Genomic DNA, 16,053 nt, shown 5'->3' on the forward strand with positions numbered 1-16,053 from the left:
CGACGCCGTCCGCCCCCCCGAGATGGCGTCAGGCGGGGAACCCGGGGTCGCGAGCGTTGTCACCCGCGACCCCCCCACACACCGACGACAGTCCATCCGCCGTCTCCGACCGGACATCACCCGACAGCTTGCCCCGCGGGCGGCGTCAGGCCGCGCCCGTCCCGTCCGGACCGGGCAGCGGCCGGCCCCGACCGGCCGGCATCCTGGCCCCGACCAGGGTGACCCTGCTGGTCCTCGCCGGTGGCGGCGCCGCGGTCGTGGCCATGATGAGCGAGGGTCGGCTCGGTTCGCGCGATCCGCACACGACCGACCCTTCCTCCTGGTGGGGCATTCTCCCATCGGCGGCCTCGTCGGATACCGCAAGGGGCGTCCTGGCCGGCCTGGCGGCCCTGGGCATCATCACTCTGTGTCTGTGCTGGGGCGGACTTGTGCGCGCGACGATCGCCGGCCGCACCTCCCCGCGGGCCGCCCTCGCGGCGTGGATCGTCTGGAGCCTCCCGTTCGCGGTGGGCCCGCCACTGTTCAGCCGGGACATCTACGCCTACGCCGCTCAGGGTGAGCTGGCGAGGCTCGGCCTGGATCCGGCGACACACGGCGTCTCCGCCCTGCTGACCGCCGAGGGCTCGGGCTCGGCGTTCGTCCGGGCCGTTGACCCCCGGTGGTGGAACACCCATGCGCCCTATGGCGGTGCCGCGGTCGCCGTGGAGAAGAGCGCCGCGGCCCTCGGCGGCGGGCCGGCCGGGACGGTCGCGCTGCTCAAGATAGTCGCGATCCTCGCAACGATCGCGATGGTCGTCCTGACGCTACGGCTCGCCGGACCGGAGCCGGGCCGACGGGCCCTGGTCATGCTGCTCGTCGCGGCCAATCCGGTCGTCGTCGTGCACCTGATCGGCGGAGCCCACCTCGACGCAATGGCCGCGGCGCTGCTCGTGGCGGCGCTGGTGGTGGACCGCCGACGGCTCGTCTCGGCACCGGCGTCCGGCCCGGAGGGAAGGAGCACGCCGACGGCTCGGCAGGCCGCGCTCGGCGCCGCCGCGACGGCGCTGGTCAGCGTGGCCGGAAGCGTCAAGGCGACCGCGCTCCTCGGCGTCGCCTGGCTGGTGCTGGCGCATCTGCGGGCCGCCCGGTCGGCGCGGCGTCCGATCCGCGCCGGCGCCGTGCTGCTCGCGGCCGATGCCGCCGCGGTCGCGCTCGCCGCGGGGCTGAGCATGGTGGCTGGCGGCTTCGGCCCGACCTGGATCCACGCGTTGTCCACGTCGGGCACCCTGACCACGGGGGCCGCACCGGCCTCGATTCTCGCCGCGGCGGTCGACGGGGTCGACGGCATGCTTGGTCCGGTCGGCCGCCATCCGTCCGGCGCCGAAACGCAGCGGGCGACTCGGGCCCTGTGCCTGGCCGGCGCGGCGCTGGTGGTGGCCTGGCTCGCCCTGCGCGCCTGGCGGGACCGGGACGGGTACACCGGCCGTCGGCACGACCTGATCGTGCTCGGCTACGGCGGGCTGGCGGTGGCGCTCGGCAGCCCGGTGCTCTACCCCTGGTACCTCGCGCTGTGCCTGCCGGCACTCGCGGTCGTCGTGGCCCTCGCCCGGTCAGCCCCGCCGGCGCCCCACCCTGGAACGGCCCGTCCCAGGACGCCGGGGATGCAACCACGCCGCATGAGGCGTCTCGGGGCGGCCGTCGAGCGGATCGTCGGGGGGTTCGGGGGGTGGACCATCGCCCTGGTGGTCGTCACGTCGGCCTGGCTGTGCCTGACGACCCTCGCGCCGCTCGCCGCGACCTGGCGGCTGCTCGGGCGCGTCGAGACGTCCCTGGCCGTCATCGGCTGCGCCGGCCTTGCGGCCGCGGGAACGGTCATCACGCTGGTCGCGATCCGGCGGCGGCACGCCACGCCCACCCGCAGACGGTGACCAGTCCGACGTTGCGGACCACCAGGACCAGGCTCATCATGATCTGTCCCTGGACGACGTCGTTGTACCGCCACGGATAGACGACCTGGGAGAGCACAACGCAGATCAGCAGCAGCGCCACCCACCGCCACGACGGTCCACCGGCCGGGACGGGGGCAGCCGGCCCGCCAGCCGGGACGGTCAGGCCACCGGAGCCGGCGGGCCGGGCCATCGCGATCCAGACCGCGACGAGCGCCATGATCCACACAAGGTACTGCGGGCTGAGCACGCGGGCGGTCACGACCACGACAAGCAGCAGCGCGAGCGTGCGCCCCACGAGCACACCGGCCCGGCCCGCGCCGTCCGCCGCCGCGGGCGGACGCGCCCATCCCCACCACCACAGGGCCGAAATGGCGATCACTACGATCTCGGTCAACGAGCATGCAGTGGCCACGCCGCGGGCCAGCGGGGTGTCGAACTGGAGCGAACCGTAGGAATAGCCGGGTGCCGTTCCATGGCCGAGCATGTGGGCGACGACGAACGGCGTCGCGGCCACCGCCTCCACCTGTAGTCCGCGGGCCTGCTGCGCGCCGAGAAACCCGAACGCGTCCCGCCACCACCCGGTGACCGCGAACAGCGCCGCGAGCCCCCCGACGGCGCACAGGACGCCGGCGGCAAGACGCAACCAGTCCGGCGAGGGCGCCGGGAATCCACCGGTGGGCCGGCCGGGAGGCGGACCGGGGGGCGGACCGGTGGACGCCGACCGACCCGGGGACCGAAGCGGCGGACGGGACAGGGCGATCAGCAGCAGGACCGGCCAGATCTTGAGCAGCGCACCCGCGGCGAGATGAAATCCCGCCCGGCCGAACCGGCCCGCGGCGAGCGCGAGCACGGCCGCGACCGCCGCCGCGGCCGGCAGCAGATCGAAACGGGCCAGCGCCACCGGTCCCAACGCGGTGAGACCGGCCACCCAGAACCCCGCCGCCGGGACCGAGCGACGCACCAGCGCGGCGGTCAGGACGGCGTCGACGGCCACCATCATCCCGATGAACACCGCTCGATAGGGCAATCCCAGATAGGCGTGAGTTACGTCGGGCAACACGAACACAACTGCCGCGCCCGGCGGATACTGCCAACGGTCGTCACCGGTGGGCATCCCCTCGCCGCGACTGAGCCCGCGGCCCCACTCCGCATAGATGTGTAGATCGCCGAGCACGCTCTGCTGCATGCCGAACGCCTGGTCGGTCACCACCAGAGTGACGAGGACGGCACGGCTGACCAGCCACCATGCCCAGAGGCGCCGGACTGACCGGTCGGGGGTGCCGGCTCCGGGACGAGCGAGCGCGGCCGGCCGTCCGGGTGCGGACAAAGCCGGCCCCCCGGCGCGCCGCGGCACCGGGAGGCGGCTCGACGGGTCCGCGCGCACGCTCGCGACCGTACCCGCAGGTGTCTGGTGGGCGATGGCGCGCCCTGCGCGCACCTGACGGACGGCATCTCCCGTCACCTATTGTTTGCGCCATATCGAGTCACCACCGCGGCGCGCAACGGAGCGCGCCGTGGCCGGCGGACCGGGCGGCGCGTTCGGCGGCGAAGGGTGGCTCGAAACGCGCCGCGGAGGTGCCTGTGATCCTCGGATCCGGCTCAGCATGGGACACGGCCTGCGTTCAACTGGCGAACGCGGCTCGTCATCTGGGCCTTGACGACGGTATGCACGACCTGCTCCGCACGCCCCGCCGGGCGATCACCGTCAGCGTTCCGCTACAGCGCGACGACGGTCAGCTGACCGTGCTGACCGGCTATCGCGTCCAGCACAACCTCGCCCGTGGCCCGGGCAAGGGAGGGATCCGCTTCCACCCAACCACCGACCTCGACGAGGTCAAGGCGCTGGCGATGTGGATGACCTGGAAGTGCGCGCTGATGGGGATCCCCTACGGCGGGGCCAAGGGCGGCATCGCGGTGGAACCGGCGATGCTCTCCCTGCCGGAACGCGAACGCCTGACCCGGCGCTACGCCGCCGAACTCGTCCCGTTGATCGGACCGGAGAAGGACATCCCGGCACCGGATGTGGGCACCGACGAGCAGACCATGGCCTGGATCATGGATACCTACTCGGCGCACACCGGGTACACCACCACCGGCGTGGTAACCGGCAAGCCGCTGTCCATCGGCGGTTCCGCCGGTCGGGCCGGGGCGACCAGCCTGGGGGTGCAGCTTTCGGTGTTCGCCGCGCTGCGCGAGACCGGGCGCGACCCGCACGCGATGACGATCGCGGTCCAGGGCTTCGGCAAGGTGGGGGCGCTCGCGGCCCAGTATCTGCACGACGCCGGTTGCACTGTGGTCGCGGTCTCGGACGTGAAGGGCGGGATCTACAACCCGCAGGGACTCAACCCGGCCGCCCTCATCCGCCATCTCGCCGGCGGCGCGGAGACGGTCGTCGGCTACCCGGGAACCGACACGATCACCAACGACGAGCTCCTGGAGCTCGACGTCGACGTGCTCGTCCCCGCGGCGTTGGAGGGCGTCATCACGGTCGAGAACGTCGACCGGGTCCGCGCGCCGATCATCGTCGAGGGTGCCAACGGCCCGGTGACCGCCGAGGCCGACCAGGTCCTGGACGACCGGGGCGTCCTGGTGGTGCCGGACATCCTCGCCAACGGCGGCGGGGTGGCGGTCTCGTACTTCGAGTGGGTGCAGGACATCCAGGCGTATTTCTGGTCCGAGGACGAGGTCAGCGACCGGCTCCGGGCGCTGATGGACCGCGCGTACCGCGAGGTCTCCCTGCTGGCCACGACCCAGAAGATCAGCATGCGCAGCGCCGCGCACGTCATCGGGGTCGGCCGGGTGGCCGACGCCCACCGGACCCGGGGTCTGTATCCCTGACCGGCATCCCTGACCGGCGGTCATGACCGCCGCGCGCGCCCCGGGCGGCGCGGCGGTCGTGCCCCTGGGGCCGGCAGCCCTGGGGCCGTCGCCGCCTGCGCGGCCGCGGCGGCGACCGCCAGCAGCGTGTCGTGATCGTCCGCCGGGGCGGACCGGTTGCGGCGCCGATGCCCGCACCGCTCGCAGACGTGCGTGATGACCAGATCGTGCGTACGGCTCTCCACCGCGACCGGCCGCATCACAGCGCCGCACCGCGCCGCCCGGTCGCCGGGATTGACGTCAACGTGCCGCGACGACAGACAGGACGGGCAGTGGTTGGTGTACCCGTCACCACGCACGGCCGTCGCGCAGACCAGGCAGACGAAGTCCTCGGTGGTGCGGGTGAAGCGCCGGCTCACCGGCCAAGGGTAGGCCACCACACGGCGTGCCCCGCCTGCCCGGAAGCCAATCAGCGCCAACGGTAGCCAATCGGGGCGCTCGGAGCTGGCCGGAACTCGGAGCTGGCCGGAACCGGGGGGCCTCCCGCGAACATCTCATCGTATCCGCGCCGGGCGGCCGGGCCGTGGGCGGGACGTGTGTCGCCGGAGACGCCGAGGATGTCGGACCCACGGGGTGAAATAGTGGGCGGCGCACCATACCGGGCGTGGTACGTCGGCGCACCATCGCGCCCATCGTCCCGGATGCGTCCCGAGGAGGTCCCGCTGTGGAGGCAGCACATCCTCTGCCGCCCGAGAGACTGCCGCCCGAGAAACCGGCGCCCGAGAAACCGGCGCGGGCGGACGTCCCGCCGAACGAACTGTCCGATCGCGATCGTCGCATGTTGCGCTTCGAGCAGGGTTGGTGGCGTCACCCGGGAGCCAAGGAGGAGGCGATCCGGGTCGAGTTCGGACTGTCATCAACTCGCTACTACCAGCTGTTGAACCGGCTGATCGATTCGGAAGCCGCGCTGATAGCCGATCCGATGCTGGTCCGCCGGCTGCGCCGGCTGCGGGAGCAACGCCGGGCGGCCCGATCCGGCCGACATGACCGGGCCGAGAGGTAAGACCACGCATGACACATGCCACGAACGCACCGCAGCGGCGTCCCCACCGGTGGCGCCCGGACCGGCTTCACACCCTCGGCGCGGGCGTCGTCGCGGTTCTCGCCGTACTCGCGGGCATCCTGGTGGTCAATCTGCTGAACGGCTCGTCCAACACGGACGGCTCCACCACCCAGGTCGCGGCCCCGACGCGCTCGGCGCGGCCGGGCACGGACCAAGCCGGCGGCGGCCGGACCACTCCGGCCCCGCCGCCGCACCGCGCGGCGGCCCCGGCCCCCGGCCCGGGGGCCACGAAGACGGCGCCGGCGTCCCCGAAACCGACGCCGGCGCCGTCCGCGTCCACCGCGACGAAGCCGCCGGCCCCGCCGGGACCAAAGGCCACAGCCCCGGTGGTCGTCCTGAACAACTCGCGGATCGCCGGACTCGCCGAGGTGGCCGCCAAGCAGGTCGAGTCGGCCGGGTTCCGGGTCGAGCGGGTGGGCAACTACCAGTCGATCTACAACGTCCCGGTGACGACGGTCTTCTACGACGACGCCGACGCCGACGCCGCCCGCGCCCTGAAGGAGGCGATGCCGGGCATCGAGAGCATTGTGCCCCGGTCGAAGACCAGAATCGTCTCCACCGACACGCTGATCCTGGTGATCACCCGCGACTTCCCCGCCCATCCGGAAAAATGATCACTTGACCGCCGCGCCGCGCTCCTCACCGGCGCCCGACCACCTCGACCCGTGACCGAGGAAGGCCCAGTGACCGAATCCGCGCCGAACAGCCCACCCGCCCCCCGCACACCCGCCGGGGGCGCTGGACTCGCCGCCCTGCTCACCGCGCCCGAACGCGCCCTGATCGCCCTCGACTACGACGGCACCCTCGCGCCGATCGTCCCGCGGCCGTCGGACGCCGTCCCGGCGCCGGGGGCGATGGATGCGCTGCGCCGGATCTCCCATGAGATCGGCACCCTCGCCGTCATCACCGGACGGCCGGTGGACTCTCTGCTGGAACTGACCGGGCTGGAGAAGATCCCTGACTTCGGAAACCTGATCATCCTTGGCCAGTACGGACTGCAACGCTGGGACTCGGGCAGCCGCACGATCAGCAGTCCCGAGCCGCTGCCCGGTGTCGCCGCGGTCCGCGCGGCGCTGCCCGAACTGCTCCGCGACGCCCCGGTCGGCACCGCCGTCGAGGACAAGCACCAGGCGCTGGTGGTACACGTGCGGCGCACCGCTGATCCGGACTCGGCGCTCGCCGCGCTCACGCCGGCGTTGACGGCCCTCGCCGAAGACCATGGGCTGGAGGCGGCACCGGGCAAGCGAGTGCTGGAGCTGCGTCCGCCCGGGCACGACAAGGGCGGTGCGCTGCGCAGGCTCATCGCGGCCTGCCAGGCGCGCTCGGTGCTGGTCGCCGGGGACGACTACGGCGATCTGCCGGCATTCGAGGCCGTCGACGAGCTACGGGCGGGCGGGCTGCCCGGCATCACCGTGTGCAGCGACAGCCCGGAGGTCCCGGACGTGATCCGCGAACGCGCCGACCTGGTCGTGGGCGGGCCCCCCGGGATGGTCGCCCTGCTGGAGGTGCTGGTCGAGCGGCTCAGCGGCTGACCGCCCGCGCCCTGTTCGCTCATCCCCGCAGGGCGCGCTCAGCCCGCCCGGGGCTCATCCCACCCGCATCAGCCGGTTCGTGTCCGGCGGGTGGTCGTCCTCCCGCAGGCGGACCCACGCCGTCAGGGTGGGCTCGGCGCCACCGCCGTACGGCCGGTTCGGGCCGACCAGCATCTCAATGCCGACGACCCGCCGGTGCGTGTTCGTCAGCGCCACCAACTCGATGATTCATTACTGTACGTGATTTCTCTGGATGGAAAACCTGAGCCAGGGGCATTTCCGTGAGATATCTGTCGCCGATTCGTGAGCCTCACGCCGCCCAAAAATACGATCTTGATGGACCAGCGTACAGGGCTGAGCGGATGGCCTACTCTCCGCAGTGTGCGTCGGATGCCGGGAGCCGAGGAAGACACCCTGCCGCGGCTGTGGCCGACCGGCACCGCGCGGGTGCTGGTAGCCTCCAACCGGGGGCCGGTGGCGTTCGCCGTCGGGGACGACGGGAGGCTGCGGATCCGGCGGGGCGCCGGCGGCCTCGTCAGTGGCCTCAGCCGGGTGGCGGCCGACAACGGTGACGGTCCGATGGCGTGGGTGTGTGCCGCCCTCAGTGACGCCGATCGCCGGGCGGCGCGTTCCGCGCCTGCCGGCCGCCTCGATCTCGCCGGCCACGACACCGACGGCACCGCCGTCCGGATGCTCGACGTCGACCAGGTCGTTTTCGACCGCGCTTACAACGCGGTCGCGAACCGCACGCTCTGGTTCATCCACCACCTGCTCTACGCGCCGGCGTCGCAGCCGGTCTTCGGCCCGGCGTTCCGCCGCGACTGGCAGGCGTACGAGACCTACAACGAGATGTTCGCCCAAGCCCTCGCGCACGAGGCCGCCCCGGGCGCCTCGGTGCTGATCCAGGACTACCACCTGACCCTGGTCGCCGCCCGGCTGCGGGCGCTGCGGGCGGACCTGCGGATCGCCCACTTCAGCCACACTCCCTGGGCACCGCCGGAGTACTTCCGGATACTCCCGGACGACGTCAGCGAACAGATCCTGCGCGGCATGCTCGGCGCCGACCGGCTCGGGTTCCTCACCGACGCCTGGGCCGACGCGTTCCAGGAATGCTGCCGCGACCTTCTCGGACTGCGGATCGACCGGCGGGCGGTGACCATCGGGACGGCCGGGTCGGGACGGGGAGCCGGGTCGGGACGGGGAGCCGGGCGGCACCGAACGGTGCGGATCGGGGTGCATCCGCTCGGCGTCAGCGCGGACGAGCTGCGTGGCCGGGCCGCCGCCACCGACGTGGCCGCCCGGGCCGCCGAGCTGGTCGACTTGGCCGGCGGGCGGCGGCTCATCGTCCGGGTCGACCGCACCGAGCTGTCCAAGAACATCGTCCGCGGTCTCGACGCCTACCGGGAGCTGCTGCGCACCCGTCCGGAATGGCGCGGCAAGGTGATGCACCTGGTCTGCGCCTACCCGTCACGGCACGATCTGCCGGAGTACCGGGAGTACACCGCCGCGGTGCAGCGCCTGGCCGCGGAGATCGAGGACGAGTTTGCCACGGACACCTGGCTGCCGCTGCGGCTGGAGATCACCGACGACCACCCTCGGTCGATCGCGGCCCTCTCGCTCGCGGAGGTGCTCGTCGTCAACCCGATCCGGGACGGCATGAACCTCGTCGCCAAGGAGGGGCCGATCGTCTCGACCAGGGATGCCGTCCTCGTGCTCTCCCGGGAGGCCGGAGCCTGCGCGGAGATGGGCACGGCGGCGCTGGTCGTCAACCCGTTCGACATCCAGGCGACCGCGCGGGCCCTGCACGCCGCCCTGACGATGCCCGCCCCCGAACGGCGTCGGCGCGCCGAGGAGCTGGCCGCCGTCGCCGGGCGGCTACCGCCCCAGCTCTGGTTCGCCGACCAACTGCACGCCCTCGCCGCCGACCGGTGACCGTCCGGTCTGCCCTGCCGGGGCCGAACGTCGACGCGCGGACCGCGTTCAGACGGCGGCGTTCAGACGGCGGCGTTCAGACGGCGGCGGCCGCTCGCACCGCGCTGGCCCAGCCGGCGCCGACCGGGCCCGCCTCGACCGTGACGTTGTCGTACCGCGTCAGCAGGGCGGCGATGTCCGGGTGCCGCACCGCGTTCGCGACCAGGTGCATCCGCCCGACATGGGGAGCCATGGCCAGGTCGCTGGCGGAATCGCCGATGGCGATCGCCTCGGCCGGTGACACCCCGCGCCGCTTGAGGTCGTAGGCGACCGCGTCCCCCTTACCCACACCGTCCGGGACCAGATGGTAGACGTGCGGATTCACCCCAAGATCAGGCATGTGGACCGGCGAGATCAGCCCGTTGTCACGCATGCTCAACCAGGGGAATCCGGTCTCGGCGAGCCAGCCGTCGACCTCCGACACGTCGATCTTCCCGCGAAGCATGACGTCGACCTCCCGGCCGGAGTGCCAGGGGGTGTGCAGCTCCAGCCGCCCGGGGTAGCGCTCGACCATCCGGTCGAGCAGGTACTCCGGTACCTGGTCGAAGTCGGGCGGCATCGCGCCGCGCAGGATCTCGCTGTCGCGCCCCTCGTTCCAGCCGACGATCGCGCCGAGCTCCCCGATGAACCCGTCCGCACCGAAGATCGCCGCGGCCTCGAGAAGCTGCGGACGGGTACGCCCGCTGACCAGAACCAGCGCAATGCCGGCGTCGTGCAGCTCGGCGAGCGCGCGAGCCGGCTCCAGCGTGATCGCTCCCCCCTCCGCCCGGAAGAAACAACCCTTGGGACCGACCATCGTGCCGTCAAGATCGGTATAGACGACGCGGATACTCACTGTTACAGACTCCCTGGCTCTGGCATGATCGGGTCGATCTCCGGGCATGGGGGCATGCGCGGCCGGTAGGTGCGGGCAGGCCCCGCCCGCACCGGTGGGACCACACCGAGAAACCTCCGACCGACCCATATCATGTCCACAACCAGAGGCAACACCGGTGCACGACCACCCGCGCACGGTCTACAGTACGGACAGACAACTTCATCTGGCTCATCCAGAGGGGCAGAGGGAACGGCCCAGCGAAGCCCCGGCAACCACCCGCATCCCGTGCGCGGCAGGTGCTAATTCCGGCCTGGTGGCAGACTGCCCCGGGAAAGATGAGGAGCTTCTTCATGACACTCGCGCCCGAGCGTGCCACCAGTCCCACCCTCGAGGTCGCGAACCCCGCGGTTTCGCTGTCCTGTCGGCACTGCGGCGCCACCTACCCGCTGTCCCCTACGCATGTGTGCGTGGAATGCTTCGCTCCTCTGGAAATCGCCTACGACCCGGACCTGCTGGCTCGAGTGACCCGAGAGTCCATCGAACGTGGTCCGGCGAACCTGTGGCGTTACGTCGGGCTGCTGCCCGCCGGGCATGACCCGGCGCGGCGGGTCTCCCTCGGGGCCGGCTGGACGCCGCTGCGCCCGGCCCCGAGGCTCGCCGCGGAGCTGGGGATGAAGACGCTCTATATCAAGGACGACAGCGCCAACCCCACCCACTCCTTCAAGGACCGGGTCGTCTCCGTGGCGCTCACCGCCGCCCGTGAGCTGGGCTTCACCACGGTCGCCTGCGCCTCGACGGGCAACCTCGCGCAGTCGGTGGCGGCGCACGCGGCCGGTGCCGGGCTGCGCTCGGTGGTGCTCGTACCGCACGACCTCGAGGCTGGCAAGACGGTCTCCACCGGGGTGTACGGCGGGACGCTGGTCGCCATCCAGGGCAACTACGACGACGTGAACCGGTTGTGCAGCGAGCTGGCCGGAGAGTACGAGTGGGCGTTCGTCAACGTCAACGTCCGCCCCTTCTACGCCGAGGGATCCAAGACGCTCGGCTACGAGGTCGCCGAGCAGCTCGGCTGGCGGCTGCCCGAGCAGGTCGTCGTGCCGATCGCCTCCGGTTCACTGCTAACAAAGATCGACAAGGCCTTCGGTGAGCTCGGCCGGCTCGGCCTGGTCGAGCCGACGCCGTACAGGGTGTTCGGTGCGCAGGCGGCCGGCTGCAACCCGGTGGCCGCCGCGTTCGCCCGCGGCGTCGGGACGGTCGCCCCGGTCCGGCCCGCCACAATCGCCAAGTCGCTGTCGATCGGCAACCCGGCCGACGGCCCCTACGCCCTCGACGTGGCTCGGCGGACCGGCGGGGCTATCACGGACGTGACCGACGAGGAGATCATCGACGGGATCCGGCTGCTCGCCCGCGCCGAGGGCGTCTTCGGCGAGACGGCCGGTGGCGTCACCGTGGCCACCCTGCGCAGGCTGCTGCGCGAGGGGCTGCTCGACCCGGCCGCCGGAACCGTCCTTTACAACACCGGCGATGGGCTGAAGACGCTCGACCCCCTCGTCGAGACGGGCGGACCGACCGCGACGATCAAGCCGTCGCTGCGCGCCTTCGAGGCCGCCGGCCTCGGCGACGACTGACTCGGGCCCGGCACGGCACAGCCGGCACGGCACGGCACGGCACAGCGCATTCGACGAACTTCGTGGACCACGCCGGACCAACGGAAGGGCCGCGGACGACGGCGGGGTGCCGCAGGGGGATCGGAGTCGGGCACGCGGAACCATGGCCAGCTTGCACTCACCCAGGCCGAGTGCTAAACAAGACCTGGCACTCTCGCCTAGGGAGTGCCAAGGCTGAAACGGCGAGGCTGCCCGATCCGCGCTGTGTCCGAGGTGCATCACCCGGGTCCGGAGCAGGCGGGAGCCGTCCGTCGCGGGCGTCGTTAGGGCCAGGCCATCGAACCTGCCATCCCACTGGGAGGACCCAGAAACCATGCCGAAGATCATTGCCTTCGACGAGGAGGCTCGGCGCGGCCTGGAGCGCGGCATGAACCAGCTGGCCGATGCGGTCAAGGTCACGCTCGGGCCGAAGGGCCGCAACGTCGTGCTGGAGAAGAAGTGGGGCGTCCCCACGATCACCAACGACGGTGTAAGCATCGCCAAGGAGATCGAGCTCGAGGACCCGTACGAGAAGATCGGCGCGGAACTCGTCAAGGAAGTCGCGAAGAAGACCAACGACGTCGCGGGTGACGGCACCACCACCGCCACCATCCTGGCCCAGGCCCTGGTGCGCGAGGGTCTGCGCAACGTGGCCGCCGGCGCCAACCCCCTCGGGCTGAAGAAGGGCATCGAGGTCGCGGTCGAGCGCGTCTCCGAGGAGCTGTCCAAGCAGGCCAAGGAGGTCGAGACCAAGGAGCAGATCGCCTCCACGGCGTCCATCTCCGCGGGTGACTCGGCCATCGGCGGCCTCATCGCCGAGGCGCTCGACAAGGTCGGCAAGGAAGGCGTCGTCACCGTCGAGGAGAGCAACACCTTCGGCCTCGAGCTCGAGCTCACCGAGGGTATGCGCTTCGACAAGGGCTACATCTCGCCGTACTTCGTCACGGACGCGGACCGTCAGGAAGCCGTCCTGGACGACCCGTACATCCTGATCGTCAACAGCAAGATCTCCGCGGTCAAGGACCTGCTCCCGCTGCTGGAGAAGGTCATGCAGACCGGTAAGCCGCTGGCGATCATCGCCGAAGATGTCGAGGGCGAGGCGCTGGCCACCCTGGTCGTCAACAAGATCCGCGGCACCTTCAAGAGCGCCGCGGTGAAGGCCCCCGGCTTCGGTGACCGCCGCAAGGCGATCCTGGGCGACATCGCCATCCTGACCGGTGGTCAGGTCATCTCCGAGGACGTCGGCCTCAAGCTCGAGAGCACCTCGCTCGACCTGCTCGGCCGTGCCCGGAAGATCGTTGTCACCAAGGACGAGACGACCGTCGTCGAGGGTGCCGGCGACCCCGACCAGATCGCCGGTCGGGTCAGCCAGATCCGCAACGAGATCGAGAAGTCGGACTCGGACTACGACCGCGAGAAGCTCCAGGAGCGGCTCGCGAAGCTGGCTGGCGGCGTCGCCGTCATCAAGGTCGGCGCGGCCACCGAGGTCGAGCTCAAGGAGAAGAAGCACCGCATCGAGGACGCGGTGTCCAACGCGAAGGCCGCCGTCGAGGAGGGCATCGTCGCCGGTGGCGGCGTCGCGCTGCTCCAGGCGTCGATCACCGCCTTCGAGAAGCTGGACCTGTCCGGCGACGAGGCGACCGGCGCCAACATCGTCCGGCTCGCGCTCGAGGCGCCCATCAAGCAGATCGCCTTCAACAGCGGTCTCGAGGGCGGCGTCGTGGTCGAGAAGGTCCGCAACCTGCCGACCGGCCACGGCCTGAACGCGGCCACCGGCGAGTACGTCGACCTGATCGGCACCGGCATCATCGACCCGGCCAAGGTCACCCGCTCCGCCCTGCAGAACGCCGCGTCGATCGCCGGCCTGTTCCTCACCACCGAGGCCGTCATCGCCGACAAGCCGGAGAAGAACCCGGCCCCGGCAGTCCCGGGCGGCGGCGGCGACATGGACTTCTAGTCCAGCTCGTCACCCGCTGTACCCTGCACCACCATCTGGACGAGGGCGGCTCCGGTTCCCCCGGGGCCGCCCTCGTGCGTTCGCCCGTGCATCACGGCCGAAGGCCCCCATGCCAGAGGTCCCCGCACCGCGCCGAAGACCCCGACCGGCTACCCCAGGAAGCTCGCCGAAGGCGAGCCGACGAAAACCCCGCCTCCACCCCCATGCCAGAGGTCCCCGCACCGCGCCGAAGGCGCCGTGCGGGGGAGGCGCCGTGCGGGGAAAGGCTTGCCCCCGCGGACGGGAGGTTCCGCGGGGGCAAGCTCTCTGGCGTGGGAGCCGGGCGCCACTCGGGACGGAGCGAACGCCGGAAGGCACTCCCAAAGACGATCTTTCCAAGAACGCTCTTCTCGACCGCCATCGACGGCGATCAAATTATCATCGGATAATCCAAGAGACAAGAGCTTTATATCACTCCTTTTGAACAATTCGAAGGTCGTCTTCGTTAGACTTCGACCTTTTGTCGCGACACGGACAATTAACGCATGCCAGCTTTAGACAGCGGCCACGGCAACAGGCACGATAGCCATCGTGGTTCAGGCCCCCGCACAGCCGCGCTCCCATCGCCCCTCGATGACCGTTCCCACTCCCCCGGTCACCGTGGAAGATCTCGACACGGGCGGGCATGACGACGCTCGGTTCGAACTCCTGGACGGCTTGTGCGTCCTGCGACCATGGCCGACACCGCTGCGGGCCCGCGTCACGGCGCGCCTGGTCCGGATCCTGGCGGACACGGCCACCTCCGGAGCTCATATCCTGCCGGCCGGGATCGGGGTGGAGCTGTCCCCCCGCAGTCTGCTCGTGCCGGACGTCGTGGTGGTGGAGGCGAGCGGTGGCACCGGCCGTCGGTTCCGGGACACCCCGTCCCTCGTCATCGAAGTGGCCGACGCCAGCACCCGGCGCTACAACCGCACCCTCAAACTCGATCTCTACCGGCAACGCGGCGTGCCGTCCTGCTGGCTGATCGACCCGGACACCGCCACCATCGAGGCGTACGGCCTGGTCGCCGACGCGTACCTCGCCACCCGCACGGTCAGCGGGAAGGAGACCTTCACCGCCACCCAGCCCTTTCCGGTGGCGATCCAGCCGGCCGAGCTGATCGACCCGCCCGACTCGGAGTGATGGCGCGACGCCGACCGCTTCCCCGGGAAGCCCGCCGAAGGCCCGTGCGGGGCTAGCAGACGTCGTCGGCGTCGACGATGGTGTAGGCGTAGCCCTGCTCGGCGAGGAATCGCTGGCGGTGCGCCGCGTACTCCTGGTCAAGGGTGTCGCGGGCCACCACCGTGTAGAAGTGCGCCGTGCGGCCGTCGGCCTTGGGCCGCAGCACCCGACCGAGCCGCTGGGCCTCCTCCTGGCGGGAACCGAACGTGCCCGAGACCTGCACGGCTACCCCGGCCTCCGGCAGGTCGATGGAGACATTCGCGACCTTGGAAACGACCAGTGTGGTGATCTCCCCGGTCCGGAACGCCTCGAACAGTCGCTCCCGCTCCCGGTTACGGGTGGAACCCTGGATGACCGGGGCGTCCAACAGTTCCCCGAGCTCGTCGAGCTGGTCGAGATACGCGCCGATCACCAGCACCCGGTCATCGGAGTGCTGGCGGACGAGACGCTCCACCACCGCCCGCTTGCTGCGGGCGGTGGCACACATCCGGTACCGCTCCTCCGGCTCGGCGACGGCGTAGGCCATCCGCTCGTCCTCGGTGAGCGTGACGCGCACCTCGGTGCACTGCGCCGGCGCGATCCAGCCCTGTGCCTCGATCTCCCGCCACGGAGCGTCATACCGCTTCGGCCCGATCAACGAGAAGACGTCGCCCTCCCGGCCGTCCTCCCGGACGAGGGTCGCGGTCAGGCCGAGCCGACGACGGGACTGGATATCGGCGGTCATCCGGAAGACCGGCGCCGGGAGCAGATGCACCTCGTCGTAGACGATCAGACCCCAGTCCCGGGCCCCGAACAACTCCAGGTGCAGGTATTCGCCCTTACGCCGGGCCGTCATCACCTGATAGGTGGCGATGGTGACCGGCCGGATCTCCTTGCGCTCCCCGGAGTACTCGCCGATCTCCTCCTCGGTCAGCGAGGTGCGGCGCAGCAGCTCGTGCCGCCACTGCCGGCCGGCGACCGTGTTCGTAACCAGGATCAGCGTGGTCGCCCCGGCCTGGGCCATGGCCGCGGCACCGACGATGGTCTTCCCGGCGCCCGCAGGCAGCACGACGACCCCCGACC

14 protein-coding genes and 1 riboswitch are annotated in these 16,053 nt (G+C 71.3%); of the genes, 9 read left to right on the top strand and 5 right to left on the bottom strand.

Annotation, left to right across the window (positions count from 1 at the left end; all coding sequences use genetic code 11):
• Window positions 1–218: 218 nt before the first annotated feature.
• Window positions 219–1,907, top strand: a complete 1,689-nt coding sequence (gene mptB, locus AC08OO_RS10240) for a polyprenol phosphomannose-dependent alpha 1,6 mannosyltransferase MptB (RefSeq protein ID WP_476609226.1) — start codon at window positions 219–221, stop codon at window positions 1,905–1,907.
• Here the strand turns inward: mptB and AC08OO_RS10245 are convergent.
• Entirely contained in the window at window positions 1,855–3,366 is a 1,512-nt protein-coding gene (locus AC08OO_RS10245) for a glycosyltransferase 87 family protein (RefSeq protein ID WP_476618447.1), read from the bottom strand. The two genes, mptB and AC08OO_RS10245, sit on opposite strands and share 53 nt — an antisense overlap.
• Window positions 3,367–3,509: 143 nt before the next feature.
• On the opposite strand from AC08OO_RS10245, the gene AC08OO_RS10250 reads away from it, so the two are divergent.
• Complete coding sequence (locus AC08OO_RS10250; protein ID WP_476609224.1) at window positions 3,510–4,766, top strand: Glu/Leu/Phe/Val family dehydrogenase; 1,257 nt, start codon at window positions 3,510–3,512, stop codon at window positions 4,764–4,766.
• Between the two features lie 20 nt (window positions 4,767–4,786).
• Here the strand turns inward: AC08OO_RS10250 and AC08OO_RS10255 are convergent, their stop codons facing one another.
• Window positions 4,787–5,164 carry an RNHCP domain-containing protein gene (locus AC08OO_RS10255; RefSeq protein WP_476606522.1) on the bottom strand — a complete coding sequence of 126 codons (378 nt, stop codon included), beginning with the start codon at window positions 5,162–5,164 and terminating at the stop codon, window positions 4,787–4,789.
• A gap of 305 nt (window positions 5,165–5,469) precedes the next feature.
• Here AC08OO_RS10255 and AC08OO_RS10260 point away from each other — a divergent pair, with 305 nt between their 5' ends.
• The 3 genes from AC08OO_RS10260 (at window position 5,470) to otsB (ending at window position 7,400) form a co-directional block, all read left to right on the top strand.
• Entirely contained in the window at window positions 5,470–5,808 is a 339-nt protein-coding gene (locus AC08OO_RS10260) for a DUF3263 domain-containing protein (protein WP_023840660.1), read from the top strand.
• 8 nt (window positions 5,809–5,816) lie between these two features.
• Window positions 5,817–6,482 carry a LytR C-terminal domain-containing protein gene (locus tag AC08OO_RS10265; RefSeq protein WP_476609223.1) on the top strand — a complete coding sequence of 222 codons (666 nt, stop codon included), beginning with the start codon at window positions 5,817–5,819 and terminating at the stop codon, window positions 6,480–6,482.
• A gap of 69 nt (window positions 6,483–6,551) precedes the next feature.
• A complete protein-coding gene (gene otsB / locus AC08OO_RS10270; RefSeq protein ID WP_476618448.1) occupies window positions 6,552–7,400 on the top strand; it encodes a trehalose-phosphatase in 849 nt (282 codons plus the stop codon).
• A gap of 54 nt (window positions 7,401–7,454) precedes the next feature.
• On the opposite strand, the gene AC08OO_RS10275 is transcribed toward otsB, so the two are convergent.
• A complete protein-coding gene (locus AC08OO_RS10275; RefSeq protein ID WP_476609221.1) occupies window positions 7,455–7,616 on the bottom strand; it encodes a hypothetical protein in 162 nt (53 codons plus the stop codon).
• Window positions 7,617–7,790: 174 nt separating this feature from the next.
• Here AC08OO_RS10275 and AC08OO_RS10280 point away from each other — a divergent pair, with 174 nt between their 5' ends.
• Window positions 7,791–9,332 carry an alpha,alpha-trehalose-phosphate synthase (UDP-forming) gene (locus AC08OO_RS10280; RefSeq protein ID WP_476609220.1) on the top strand — a complete coding sequence of 514 codons (1,542 nt, stop codon included), beginning with the start codon at window positions 7,791–7,793 and terminating at the stop codon, window positions 9,330–9,332.
• A 76-nt stretch (window positions 9,333–9,408) separates the two neighbouring features.
• Here the strand turns inward: AC08OO_RS10280 and AC08OO_RS10285 are convergent, their stop codons facing one another.
• A complete protein-coding gene (locus AC08OO_RS10285) occupies window positions 9,409–10,206 on the bottom strand; it encodes an HAD family hydrolase (protein WP_476606526.1) in 798 nt (265 codons plus the stop codon).
• A gap of 207 nt (window positions 10,207–10,413) precedes the next feature.
• Window positions 10,414–10,530, top strand: a riboswitch (SAM riboswitch).
• An 8-nt stretch (window positions 10,531–10,538) separates the two neighbouring features.
• On the opposite strand from AC08OO_RS10285, the gene thrC reads away from it, so the two are divergent.
• The 3 genes from thrC to AC08OO_RS10300 all read left to right on the top strand — a co-directional run bounded on the left by thrC (window position 10,539) and on the right by AC08OO_RS10300 (window position 14,952).
• Window positions 10,539–11,816 carry a threonine synthase gene (gene thrC / locus AC08OO_RS10290; RefSeq protein WP_476609219.1) on the top strand — a complete coding sequence of 426 codons (1,278 nt, stop codon included), beginning with the start codon at window positions 10,539–10,541 and terminating at the stop codon, window positions 11,814–11,816.
• A 352-nt stretch (window positions 11,817–12,168) separates the two neighbouring features.
• A complete protein-coding gene (gene groL / locus AC08OO_RS10295) occupies window positions 12,169–13,791 on the top strand; it encodes a chaperonin GroEL (RefSeq protein WP_011438752.1) in 1,623 nt (540 codons plus the stop codon).
• Window positions 13,792–14,403: 612 nt separating this feature from the next.
• Window positions 14,404–14,952, top strand: coding sequence for a Uma2 family endonuclease (locus AC08OO_RS10300; protein ID WP_476609232.1), 549 nt, complete (start codon window positions 14,404–14,406; stop codon window positions 14,950–14,952).
• A gap of 52 nt (window positions 14,953–15,004) precedes the next feature.
• Here AC08OO_RS10300 and AC08OO_RS10305 read toward each other — a convergent pair.
• A partial coding sequence (locus tag AC08OO_RS10305; RefSeq protein WP_476618449.1) for a DNA repair helicase XPB occupies window positions 15,005–16,053 on the bottom strand: 1,049 nt, incomplete at its 5' end.

This window comes from Frankia sp. CeCAU1 (assembly GCF_977971845.1).